Source organism: Clostridium sp. YIM B02569, from assembly GCF_022320765.1.
In the GTDB taxonomy this organism is placed as follows: domain Bacteria; phylum Bacillota; class Clostridia; order Clostridiales; family Clostridiaceae; genus Clostridium; species Clostridium beijerinckii.
Map to the genome: position 1 here is coordinate 294,788 of NZ_JAKJJX010000003.1, position 13,374 is coordinate 308,161.

Genomic DNA, 13,374 nt, shown 5'->3' on the forward strand with positions numbered 1-13,374 from the left:
AATTATCTTTGTTCATTAGAATTATTGAATTAAAGTTTTCCACCTGAAGTTGCTATACCCTCTATAAATTGTTTCTGGAATACAATATAAATTGCAAGCATTGGCCAAATGGCAAGTACAGACGCAGCCATCAATTGAGGATAATTAACAGAATATGCACTTTGAATTTTTGCAAGTGCCGATGATAAAGTTGCGGAATCAGCACTAGAATTAATAATTAGCGGCCACATTAAATCCTTAAATGCAAATAATGCTGTAAATATCCCAAGTGCAACCAGGCCAGACTTAGTTAAGGGTAACATAACTTTTAAAAAGGTTTGTCCTATATTGCAACCATCAAGCCTTGCAGATTCTTCTAATTCTTTTGGCAATCCCATAAAGAATTGCCTTAACAAAAATGTACCAAATGCACTTACAAGTCCTGGAAAAAGAAGCGCAAATATTGAATTTCTCATTCCAATTTTATCTACCATCAAATATTGTGGAATTATAAAAAGTTGAACTGGAACCATCATTTGAAATAACACAATTCCAAATAAAAAATCTCTTCCTGGGAATTTTAATCTCGCAAAGGCATAAGCTGCCATAGCGCTAAAAGCCACTGAACAAAATATCCTTAAAAACATCATTGCAAAAGTATTAAAATATAATATAATAAAATTGTTTTGTCTTATTGCTTCAAAGTAATTCTCAATCTTCCACTCTGATGGAAAAATAACATATGGATTCATTGAAGTAGACTCTGATACAGTTTTAAATGATGTAAGTATCATCCAAACAAACGGTAATATCATAATTACTACTCCAAGAAATAAAAATAAGTGTATAAATAATTTTGAAGCATCTCTTTTCATTTTCATAATATAGTTCCCCTTTCTACATGTAATTAACCCATTTCTTCTGTGCTTTCATTTGAAATACTGTAATTATCATAATAATAGCAAGAAGTAACATTACTATAGCTGAACCATATCCTTTATCTGCATACTTAAATGAGCTATTATAAAATAAATAAACTAACGATACTGTCTTATCATATGCAGGACTAGCGACATCAATCATCATATAAATGACATCAAATACTTGCATTGCCTGAATTATACTAGTAACAACAACAAAAAATAAAGTTGGGGATACAAGCGGTAAAGTAATATTAAAAAATTGTCGTACTGGTTTTGCTCCATCAATACTTGAAGCCTCATAATAGTCTTTTGGTATTTCCTGAAGGCCTGCTATAAGTAAAACCATACTATATCCAACTGTACTCCATATTCCAATAATAGCTATAGAATAAAGAGCAATATTAGGGTTATCGATCCAATCTACAGGTCCAATTCCAATTTTAGATATCATATGATTAATAAGACCAAATTGATTATTATATAACCATTTCCAAACCATTGTTATTGCTGCCGGTGCAGCAACCATTGGAATAAAATATATTGTTCTATAAATACCTTTTCCCTTAATCTTGGAATTCAATAATACAGCTAATACCATTGCTATTATTACTGTTACTGGTACAACTATAATTGTATATTTCAAAGTATTTCCTACTGCGTACCATACTTGGACATCTCCAAACATCTTTTTATAGTTATTTAAGCCAACAAATATATTTCCTTTTCCAAAATCCCCACTCCTGAAAAAACTTAAATATAGAGTTTCAATAATAGGAATAATATTCAATATTATAAGTCCAATAATAGTAGGAGCGACTAAAAAATATGCCCATTTCCACTCATTAATTGTTCGTTTTGATGGTTTTCCTACATTTACTGTTATATTTTTTGCCATATATTCATCTCCTATCATATTTATTTTAAAGATTACGGCAACATACTTGCTGCCGTAATCATAAATAATTATTTTATTTTTCCTCTTTTAATGCATCATTCATCATTTTAGCAGTATCTTTACAAGCATCTTCTACTGTCTTTTCTCCAGTAAATGCACCTTTTAACATTTCATATGCCTTATCTTCCCATTTTGCAGTTGTATTAGAATATGGTCGTATTTGTGCATATTTAACCATATCAACAAAGCATTTTATATTAAATGTTTTGTTTGAATTTATCCATGCATCAGCTGTACCATTATAAGCAGAAATTGCAACTCCAAGTTCAGCTTGCTTTGTCTGTCCATCTTTTGAGCTTAAATATTGAACCCATTTCCAAGCCTCTTCTGGATGCTTTGTATTAGCTGAAATTGCATTTCCAAGTCCATTGAAGATACTAGCCCTCTTTCCATCATTTGCTGAAGGTAATACTGTAACATTAAAATTCTTAGTCATATAGTCATTTGCTGCAAATCCACTTAAATTCCAAGAACCAAAAAACCCCATTGCGCATAGTCCATTTTGTAGTGTCTCTGCACGTGCTGCATCATCAAAAATTTTAGGTGACAATCCTTCACTAACAAATCTCACATAATATTTCATTGCTTCTATTGTCTTAGGGTTATCATATCCTGATACTTTATCATCAGTTATGATTGTTCCGCCATTTTGATATACAAAATTATAATATCCTTCTTGATTGTGTAAAGGTGCTAGGAATCCATATTGCTTTCCATCACCTGTTGTTAATTTTTTTGCTACTTCGTATAGCTTATCCCAGTTCCATGTTTCATCAGGGTATGAAATACCAGCTTTATCAAACATTGTTTTGTTATACCAAAGACCTATAGTATCATAATCCTTTGGAATAGCGTATTGTTTATTATTCAAATTATATATCTTCACCAACCCTTCTGGATAATTAGATAATTTCACATCATCACTTTTGTTAATTTTATCTGTTAAATCCATAAGCATTCCATTTGATGCATACCTATAAATTTCATTTGAATGCATCCAAAAAGTATCTGGCAGAGATCCTCCTGTAGCTGCCGCCTCTAACATTGTCCAATAATCGCTCCAACCCGTTACTTGTATATCAATTTTTATCCCTGGATTTTTTCCCTCAAATTCATCTGCCATTTTCCTAAGACCTTTTTCCTGATTAGAATCCCAAATTCCATAAGTAATGTGTACATCTCCCCCACTAGATCCCTTAGCTGTGTCTTGTCCACCAGTTGCTGCAGAATTTGAACTACCACACCCAGCAAGTCCTGTAACAGCCATCATACTAGCTAAGATTAAAGAAACAATTTTCTTTTTCATTAAATTTCCCTCCTATTTTTGTACATATTCGATTTTGTAAACAAATATATTTTTAATATGTAGTTTGCAACACTAATATTAAAATCACATTCATCATTTTAATTTGTTCAAATTATAAGCAAATATATATATTATTATCGTTAAAAGGATTTAAGTAAAGCTTTTCAAAAATTAGCTAAAAACGAATTATATAGAATTTCTATATAATTTTGTTATTTTGCACATCGGGTGCTATTACTGCAGTATAAAGCGTTCTTTGGACTTTATTCACTTTCTATAATTAAATATTATCATTAAAAAATTCCGGAATACATAGAATAAACAAGCTAATAATATATACTTTTGCTATATTACTTAGTTATTGTTCAACTATAAACGCAAAAGTATATATTTTATGTTATAATGGAAGAAAATTTATCCATTTAACGTTTTCAAAAGGAGGTATACCATTTGGCCGATTTTAAAAGTTATATTTTTAATAACATAAATTATGTAGATATTATACTTTATCAATTTGGCTCAGAACGTTGTGATCCCCTACATTCATTTGGCCCCACGGTTAAAAATCATTTTCTTTTCCATTATGTTTTATCTGGAAAAGGAAGACTCTACTCATTTAATAAAGGAACACAAAATGACTCCTCCATTTATACTATAAAAGCGGGGGAAGGTTTCTTATTAACCCCAAATATAATTAACACTTATGAGGCTGATAAAGATGATCCCTGGAATTATGTTTGGGTAGAATTTGAAGGCTTAAAAGCCCAACGATATCTTGAAGAAATAGGTCTATCAAGCAAAAATCCAATTTTTACACCTAAAGAATATAATAATGATGATAATTCTATAAAGGACAATCTAATGTTTTTATTAAATAACCCAAGTGCTCCTGATTCAGCTATTTTAGGTCATCTTTATTTATTCTTCTATACTCTACTAGAAAATTCAAGTTTTAATAACACCAAAAGTGCTAGTAATCTTCAAGAATTTTATGTAAGAGAAGCTATAAATTACATTGAAAAGAATTATAACAATAATATTTCTGTTGAAAATATCGCAAAATGGTGTAACTTAGATAGAAGTTACTTTGGTAAAATATTTAAAAACTCTATGAAAACTACTCCTCAGGAGTTTTTAATTAAGTATAGGTTGTCTAAAGCATGCGAAATGTTGAAGGATAATAATATATCTATTAGAGAAATTTCTGAACTAACTGGATATCCAAATCAGTTTCACTTTTCTAGATCCTTCAAAGAAGTCTATAATATGTCTCCTAGGCAATGGAGAAATCAAAATAAAACTAAGTTATAACTTCTTCTATATTCAAAAAATAAGCAAGCTTTACATTAACTATATTAACTAATGCAAAGCTTGCTTTATATTTCTTATTTTATTAAATATTTTCTTAGGATTATCTACTGATATCATTCATCTAAATATTTTATGTAATGACATTCTCATAAATCAAAATAGCTAACTTTGAAATTATATAATTAATATTTTATAATTTAGCGTTAGTAGCAAATTACAATCCCACCATCATCAGCATAAACAGTACTTAATCCACTTCCTTCAAAAATTATTATATCTTCAAAGTTATATTTGTTTTTTATTTCTTCCTTAAGCTTTTCTGCTTTTTCTCTTGCATTTATATGCCCTATTCCTAGAACCTTATTTTTAAAATCGCTGCCTTCTTCACCTATTAGGTCTATTAGTCTATTAAATGCCTTTTTCTTCCCTCTTACTTGCTCTTTTAGCACAATTTCTCCATCATTAGCAGTCATAATTGGAGTAACTTGCAGAAGTGATCCCATTAAAGCTTTTGCACTGCTTATCCTACCATTCTTAACTAGGTTGTCCAATTTATCTAAAACAAATAACGTCTTCATATTTTCTATGTATTCAGTAACTTGCTCTACAATCTGAGAATTATGTGCTTTTTCTTCAATTAACTTTTTTATTTTTAAAACAACTAGATCAGCTCCAGATACTGCTGTCTTACAATCGAATACATGAACGAAACTTTCTGGAAACTCTTCTTGAAGCATTTCCTTTGCCAATACAGCACTATTATGTGATCCACTTAATTTACCAGAAATGGTTACAACAAAATTATTTTTACACTTTTTTAAAGCTTCTAGAAAATCATGTGGCGATGGGCATGCTGTTTTAATTTTGTTTTTGCTGCTTTTCATTTTTTCAAGTAGATCATTTATATTTACATTCTTATCAACGATTTCTTCATCATCAATAATGATTTTAAATGGAATTCTTTCCATATACTCTTCATTTCCAAAAACTTCATTATTAAAATCAACACAACTGTCTACTATTATTCTAGTATTCATTTTATTCCTCCATCTTTTTCATTTGTAGTTCTAATACTTTATCTATCAACTCATTTAATTAATAACGATTGCCTAAATTAATATATAATTGTCCACTAAATTATATATTAATTTTACTATTATTAGTAGTTCTTTTTTTCTTAACATATATATTGAAAAAGTAATCCTTCATTATACTTCTAAAAATATCACAAGAATTTTAGCCGCAATTGTGAATCGTTGAAATGTGAATTGTGAATTTCAACACATATATATATCTAAAAATAAAGTATTATAAGTAGTACTATTTAATACTTACTCTTAACGATATATCTTTCAAATTATACGTAATAGTAAAAGGTAAGTTCTGCACATATATAAAATATTTAGTGCAGAACTTACCTTAACCTCATACATTTTCTTTTTCTTAATTTATTTAACACATTTTATTAACAAACTATGTTTTAAAGTTTGAAGAAACCATTTCTTATATTGCTGCTATATTTATTTCTTTTTCTTTGAATATAAGTCGAATACTACAGCGAATAATAATACAAATCCTTTGATAGCTTGTTGCCAGTTATTATCAACTCCCATTAAAGACATACCATTATTAAGTACTCCCATTACAAGTCCACCAACAACTGCTCCTAAAATTCTTCCAGTACCACCTGCTGTAGATGCACCACCTATATAGCAAGCTGCTAAAGCATCTAATTCGAAGTTAACACCAGCTTTAGGTTGTGCTGAGTTAACACGTGCTGCATAAGCGAGTCCTGCTAATGCTGCCATCAATCCCATATTTACAAATACTAAGAATGTAATCTTATCAACGTTTACACCTGATAAAGCTGCTGCTTTTTTATTACCACCAACTGCATATACTTGTCTACCAAATACTGTTTTAGTAGTAATGAATGAGTAAATTGCTATTAATACTCCTGCTATTATTAATATATTTGGTATACCTTTATAAGATGCTAATACAAAGCTTCCACCCATAATTACTACAACTGATATTATATTTTTAGCAAGGAACATTGAATTATGATCAACATTGAAATTATATTTTTGAAGTTTCTTTCTTCCTTTTATATTATTAAACACCATGATTGCTGATAGTATAACACCTATAATCATTGCTGATCCTACTAAGTAAATATCACCCATTTTAAAGTAGAATAGTGGAGGTATGAATCCAGATCCTAAGTTCGCAAATTCATTTGGGAATGGAGCTATTGTCTTACCATTTAATATTATCATTGAGAATCCTCTAAAGATTAATTGTCCCGCTAATGTTACAACAAATCCTGGAATTGCTTTATACGAAATCCAATATCCTTGTACAGCTCCAACAGCTGCACCTATTAAAAGTGATAGAACAACAGATACTACCGGATTCATTCCTTTATTAACCATAAGAACACCGGCTATTGCTCCAACAAAGGCACACACTGAACCAACCGCAAGATCGACCGTACCTACAATAACTACTAAAAGCATTCCAACTGCAAGAATAAGTACGTAACCATTTTGCTGAATTAAATTTGTTATGTTAAGTGATTTTAACATAACTCCCTTAGTTAAAATCGAGAATATAACTACTACCACCAATAATGCAACTAGCATACCATTGTCTTTCATAAATTTATTAAATGTATTTTTTGCAACTTTTTTTTCTTCAACTCTTGCTTCACTCATTTTACTACCTCCCTATTTTGATGCAACAATTTTACTCATGATAACTTCTTGAGTAGCATCTTTCTTATCTAATTCTCCAATAATCTTTCCTTCGTTCATGACATAGATTCTGTCACTTAATCCAAGGACTTCAGGTAATTCGGATGAAATTACAATAACTGCTTTTCCTTGAGCTACCAAATCATTTATAATTGTATATATTTCGTATTTTGCTCCAACGTCAATTCCCCTAGTAGGTTCATCAAGAATTAGTAAGTCTGGCTCTGCATAAACCCATCTTGAAAGTACTACTTTTTGTTGATTTCCACCACTTAAGTTTCCTGTAATTTGTAATATACTTGGGGTTTTGATTTTCATTGATTTTCTAAATTCTTCTGCAGCTAAAATCTCAACTTGTTCATTTATAACACCATTATTTGAAATTTTGCCTAATGATGCTATTGAAATGTTGTGACGAATATCATCAATTAGGTTTAAACCTGCTTCTTTTCTATCTTCAGTTACATAAGCAATACCTGCATTAATTGCATCTTTAACTGTCTTAATATGAATCTCTTTACCTTCTTTTAAAATGCTACCAGAAATCTTTTGTCCATATGTTCTACCAAAAATGCTCATTGCAAGTTCAGTTCTTCCAGCACCCATAAGCCCGGCAATTCCAAGTACTTCGCCTTTTCTAACTTTTATATTTACATTATCAACCATTTTTCTATCCGGATAATCTGGATGATATACATTCCAATCCTTTATTTCAAACATCACATCTCCAATTTTAGGAGTTCTTTTTGGATAACGGTCTGTAAGTTCACGACCAACCATCCCTTTAACAATTCTATCCTCTGAGATTTGCCCTCCAGAGGCATCTAATGTTTCAATACTAGCTCCATCACGTAGTACTGTTATAGAGTCACATACTCTTGAAACCTCATTTAACTTATGTGAAATTAAAATACATGTAATTCCTTGTGATTTTAACTCTAACATTAATTTTAATAAATTTTCACTGTCATCCTCATTTAATGATGCAGTCGGTTCATCTAGAATTAATAATTTTACGTTCTTTGATAATGCCTTTGCAATTTCAATTAATTGTTGTTTACCAACACCAAGTGTGTTAACTATTGTATCTGGGTCTTCATCTAATCCGACCTTTTTAAGTAATTCTTTAGTTCTAATTCTTACCTCTTGCCAGTCTATAACTCCATGACTTGCAATTTCGTTTCCTATAAATATATTTTCTCCTATACTAAGATGTGGACTCAAAGCTAATTCTTGATGTATAATAACTATTCCATCTGCCTCACTGTCTTTTATGCCTTTATATTTACATGCCTTTCCATTATATAGAATTGCACCTTCGTATGATCCGTGAGGATATATTCCACTTAATACCTTCATTAAAGTTGATTTACCTGCTCCATTTTCTCCACAAAGAGAATGAATTTCTCCTGATTGCACTCTTAAATTAACATTATCTAGTGCTTTTACACCAGGAAATGTCTTAGTTATATTTATCATTTCAAGAATAATATCATTGTCTTTTAACATACGTCACGCCCCTCCTTATTTGAATGATAGTGGAACAAAGTTGTCCGCACTATCATTACTGCTGTTAATCTTATTTAGAAAGATCTGCTTCTTTTAAATATCCTGAATCAATTAGAACTTCTTTATAGTTTGTTTTATCTACAGATACAGGTTGACATAAGTAAGATGGTACAACTTTTACTCCATTGTTGTAAGTCTTCTCATCATTAACTTCAGCTTTTTGACCTTTAATAGCTGCATCGATTGTTTTAACAGCTTGAGCTGATAATTTTCTTGTATCTTTAAAGATTGTTGATGTTTGCTCTCCTGCAATTATAGATTTAATTGAAGCTGTTTCTGCATCTTGACCTGTAATTACTGGCCATGGAAGATCCCCTGAACCATATCCAACACTTCTTAACGCTTCTACAACACCACGGCTTATACCATCATAAGGAGCTAATACAGCATCAACTTTTTTACCACCTGAGTAGTTAGCAGTTAATATATTTTCCATTCTTGATTGTGCTAAAGCTCCATCCCATCTTAATGTACAGATTTCATCAAATTTAGTTTGACCTGAAACTACAGTTAATTTCTTAGAATCTATATATGGTTGAAGTACTTCCATTGCACCTTCAAAGAACATATGAGCATTATTATCATCTGGAGATCCAGCAAATAATTCTATGTTAAATGATTTTTGTGCATTTTTTAAATCTAATTTCTTTTCTATATATTGACCCATTTGGTTTCCTACAAGTTTATTATCAAAAGAAATGTAATAGTCTACATTTGCAGTATTTTTAATTAAACGGTCATAAGCTATAACAGGAATTCCTGCATCTTTAGCCTTTTGACAAACATCAGTTAAAGATTCACCATCGATATTTGCAATTACTAAGCCACTAACACCTTTTGTAATTAAGTTTTCTGCTTGTGATACTTGAGTTTCTACAACGTCTTCAGCATATTGAAGATCTGTATTATAGCCAAGATCTTTTAACTGTTTTACCATGTCATTTCCATCATTTATCCAACGTTCAGAAGATTTAGTTGGCATTAAAATACCTATTGTTTTTCCGCTTCCTGATCCCCCGTCAGTTTTTCCCTGTGACTCTGTTTTAGAATTATCTGCATCTGAGTTTGGAGCACTAGTTGTTACACTACATCCACCGATAGAACCTAGTAATGCCATTGATAATAACATAGCCATTAATTTTTTCTTCATAATATTTTCTCCCTTCAACTTCCCATATAATAAATTATAAATTTATATTTTCTTTTAATCTGCTTAATAGTTATCATTTCTGATAAATTAAAGTGGACTAAAAGTTAATATTCTAAATTATTAAAACAATATAATTTTTTTAATACACTTATAACCAAAAATTAAACTTTATTAATACGTTTTCATCAAGTTCAGACATGTTCTTATTTATTTTGACATATTATAAGTTAACTCAAGAATAACTAATATAGCCATAGCATTAGCATATTTACTACTAATATTGAATTTATACTCTGGATTCTTTCTCTTATAAATCATTGGTATTCCTACTCCAAGCAAAATGGCTAATCCAAATATAGCTAGTACACCAAAAGAAGAAGTAATTATTCCTGAATCGATAGAAATAAAATATAGTAATAAGCCAGGAGCTACTAGATAGTATAATAATTTGTTACATAAAGTAATGTGCTTTTCATTCATAAAATTCCTCCCCTATCCTAGTAAATATTATTGTTTAATGTTTGATTGATATTATTCATATAATTTGAATATATATCATGGAAAATACATTTTCCTATATATGCTCTATGATATATATCTTGTAAGTACATCAATATTCTTCTTTATTGTCATAATAAAAATTTACATTAACATTTATTTATATATGTATCTTGCTTGTACAAATTGAGAATAGCTTATCTTGTCACTTCTATCTGATACATATACTCTAACTCTTAATGTGTTATAATTTTAGAAGATAGCACTTGTTAATATGTTGTACGTACTTCATGTATTTATTATATATCGTTTTCATCACTATAGCAATAGTTTTTTTTATATTGTATGTACAATTTTATTATATTTCTTCACCAATGTGCATACATCTAGGATTCGTTGCAATAAAATGTTCAATTTTAACTTGTTAAACTAGAAATCAGAGCATGCTAAAGTATATATAAGCTGATTCTTAGCCGCTTCAATGATATTTTTACAATCTTTATGAATCGAAATATCTATAATTGAGGTGAGTTATAATATAAACACAAATTGTATATTTTTTATCTATTCCTTTATTATTTATAGATAATAGATAATAAGGTTGAATCCTTTTTATTGAATTCAACCTTATTAATCATACTTTCTATTTAAGGCTATCTATCGCTGTTCTTTCAATAGCAAGCCCACTAGTGTAGCGTTTTATAAATTCATTAAATCCTTCAACATCTTTAGAATCTGGATCTATTTTTGTACCTATTTGTCCTGCAAACACTTTATTTGTAAGATAATCGTCTAATGTCTCATTTTCATCTTTATTTATCATATAAGATGCAAGTACTGCAATTCCCCACGCTCCGCCTTCGGCAGCAGTTTCCATCACAGAAACTGGTGCATCTATAGCTGCTGCCATTATCTTTTGTCCTACACCTTTAGTCTTAAATAAACCGCCATGTCCTAACATTTCATCGACCTTAACACCTTCCTCTTTAAGAAGAAGGTCCAAACCAGTTTTTAGTGCTCCTAATGATGTAAATAAATGTACACGCATAAAATTAGCTAGATTGAATTTACTCTCTGCTGAACGTACAAATAGTGGGCGTCCTTCTTCAAAACCAGTTATATGCTCACCTGAGAAGTAATTATAAGCTAATAATCCGCCACAATCCGAATCCCCTTCAAGTGCCTTATTATATAGAGTTGCAAATAACTTATTCATATCAACTTCTACACCAAATGCCTCTGCAAATTCTTTAAATAATCCAACCCAAGCATTAAGATCCGAAGTACAGTTATTACAATGAACCATAGCTACTAAATTACCAGTAGGAGTTGTAACTAAGTCTATTTCTTCATATGCTTTTAATAATTCTTTTTCAAGTACGATCATCGCAAAAACAGATGTTCCTGCTGATACATTACCTGTACGCTTAGCAATACTGTTAGTTGCAACCATTCCTGTTCCTGCGTCACCTTCTGGAGGGCAGAATGGAATACCTGCTTTTAATTGTCCTGTAACATCTAAAAGCTTTGCACCTTCTTCAGTAAGTACACCTGCATTTTCTCCAGCTAACAATACCTTTGGTAAAATATCTCCAAGTTTCCATGAAAAATTCTTAGGAGCTACTAACTCATCAAATTGATCAATCATACGTGCATTATAATTCTTTGTATCTATATCAATAGGGAACATTCCAGATGCCTCTCCAACACCTATAACTTTTTCACCTGTTAATTTCCAATGAATATATCCTTCTAAAGTTGTTTGGAAATCTATATCAGCTACATGCTCTTCACCGTTTAATATTGCTTGGTAAAGATGAGCAATACTCCATCTTTGAGGGATATGGTAGTTAAATAATTTTGTTAATTCTTCTGAGGCTTTTTCAGTAATAGTGTTACGCCATGTACGGAATGGTACTAAAAGTTCTCCCTCTTTATTAAAAACCATATATCCATGCATCATAGCACTGAATCCAATTGCTCCTATTGTTTCAATAGTAACTCCATATTTTTCTTTGACATCTTCAGCCATCTTCTTATAACTATCTTGAACACCGGTCCAGATATCATCTAAACCATAAGTCCAAATATTATTAACATATTTATTTTCCCAATCATGGCTCCCTGAAGCTATTGGAGTATTATTTTCATCTATTAAAACTGCTTTAATTCTAGTTGAACCTAGCTCAATACCAAGCACTGTCTTACCATTAATAATGGCATTTTTTATATTACTCATCTCTAATCCCATAAAAACCTCCACTACGTGTAATTTTTTTAAATCGTTTACTTATTATGTGATAAATTTATATTATTATAGCTAAATTAAATAAATCTTAATTTTAAAATAATTTCTAATCTCTTCTGAATATCATTCCATTGTAATATTACTAAACCTAATACAAAATAACTCTTATAATCACCTAATGTCCAGTCCTCATACCGTTACCGTCCCCAGCTTAATGTAAGATCGGAATGCAATAATGACTAGACATTAGATAAATGATTTTATTAAATTCTAAAACTGCTTCATTGTCATATTAATTTATATACATTTATTAAAAATCTATAAATATATTTCTAACCAATGATTTATTATTGTAATTACATAATTTCACACTAATCTTTTCACACATCTTTATACATATCTTTTAATAATTTTAACTTTTATAATAATGAATAAATTGGTTTTAATATATTTATAGATTAATTAATTTACACACTTTTAATATAGATCTTTTTTATATCTGTTTCGCTATATTTATTAATATTTTAAGGTTAAATCTATTTTTCTAAAGTTTTACTATAATCACTAAATTTCCTCTACTATATCGTAGATTTAATTATTGTAACCTCTATTTCTTTGCTACATTAATAGCCTTTTCAACAACATTTTCTACAGTGAATCCAAATTTCTCGAATAGGAT

The 13,374-nt window shown here is 30.1% G+C and carries 10 protein-coding genes; 1 reads left to right on the forward strand and 9 read right to left on the reverse strand.

All coding sequences use genetic code 11. The features are described from left to right. Positions 1-29 precede the first annotated feature (29 nt). From L3B96_RS04210 to L3B96_RS04220, 3 genes are read right to left on the reverse strand one after another with little or no spacing between them, the layout of a single operon-like run. Positions 30-860 (reverse strand): carbohydrate ABC transporter permease, encoded by an 831-nt coding sequence (locus L3B96_RS04210; RefSeq protein WP_077856483.1) that lies wholly within the window; start codon positions 858-860, stop codon positions 30-32. Between the two features lie 16 nt (positions 861-876). After that, the gene (locus tag L3B96_RS04215) at positions 877-1,815 is read right to left on the reverse strand and encodes a sugar ABC transporter permease (protein ID WP_238858935.1); all 939 of its coding nucleotides are present in this window, start codon (positions 1,813-1,815) and stop codon (positions 877-879) included. A gap of 55 nt (positions 1,816-1,870) precedes the next feature. Then, positions 1,871-3,163, reverse strand: a complete 1,293-nt coding sequence (locus L3B96_RS04220; protein ID WP_238858936.1) for a sugar ABC transporter substrate-binding protein — start codon at positions 3,161-3,163, stop codon at positions 1,871-1,873. Positions 3,164-3,613: 450 nt separating this feature from the next. On the opposite strand from L3B96_RS04220, the gene L3B96_RS04225 reads away from it, so the two are divergent. Then, the gene (locus L3B96_RS04225; protein WP_238858937.1) at positions 3,614-4,474 is read left to right on the forward strand and encodes an AraC family transcriptional regulator; all 861 of its coding nucleotides are present in this window, start codon (positions 3,614-3,616) and stop codon (positions 4,472-4,474) included. A gap of 203 nt (positions 4,475-4,677) precedes the next feature. Here the strand turns inward: L3B96_RS04225 and L3B96_RS04230 are convergent, their stop codons facing one another. The 6 genes from L3B96_RS04230 to L3B96_RS04255 all read right to left on the reverse strand — a co-directional run bounded on the left by L3B96_RS04230 (position 4,678) and on the right by L3B96_RS04255 (position 12,698). Then, positions 4,678-5,511 (reverse strand): DegV family protein, encoded by an 834-nt coding sequence (locus tag L3B96_RS04230; protein ID WP_238858938.1) that lies wholly within the window; start codon positions 5,509-5,511, stop codon positions 4,678-4,680. Between the two features lie 483 nt (positions 5,512-5,994). Beyond that, entirely contained in the window at positions 5,995-7,191 is a 1,197-nt protein-coding gene (gene mmsB / locus L3B96_RS04235) for a multiple monosaccharide ABC transporter permease (protein ID WP_023973620.1), read from the reverse strand. 12 nt (positions 7,192-7,203) lie between these two features. Beyond that, entirely contained in the window at positions 7,204-8,739 is a 1,536-nt protein-coding gene (gene mmsA, locus L3B96_RS04240; RefSeq protein ID WP_012060605.1) for a multiple monosaccharide ABC transporter ATP-binding protein, read from the reverse strand. A 70-nt stretch (positions 8,740-8,809) separates the two neighbouring features. Continuing rightward, positions 8,810-9,949 (reverse strand): multiple monosaccharide ABC transporter substrate-binding protein, encoded by a 1,140-nt coding sequence (chvE, locus tag L3B96_RS04245; protein ID WP_012060606.1) that lies wholly within the window; start codon positions 9,947-9,949, stop codon positions 8,810-8,812. A 207-nt stretch (positions 9,950-10,156) separates the two neighbouring features. After that, positions 10,157-10,429 carry a hypothetical protein gene (locus L3B96_RS04250; RefSeq protein ID WP_012060607.1) on the reverse strand — a complete coding sequence of 91 codons (273 nt, stop codon included), beginning with the start codon at positions 10,427-10,429 and terminating at the stop codon, positions 10,157-10,159. 661 nt (positions 10,430-11,090) lie between these two features. Beyond that, positions 11,091-12,698, reverse strand: a complete 1,608-nt coding sequence (locus tag L3B96_RS04255) for an FGGY-family carbohydrate kinase (RefSeq protein WP_238858939.1) — start codon at positions 12,696-12,698, stop codon at positions 11,091-11,093. Between the last annotated feature and the right edge of the window lie 676 nt (positions 12,699-13,374).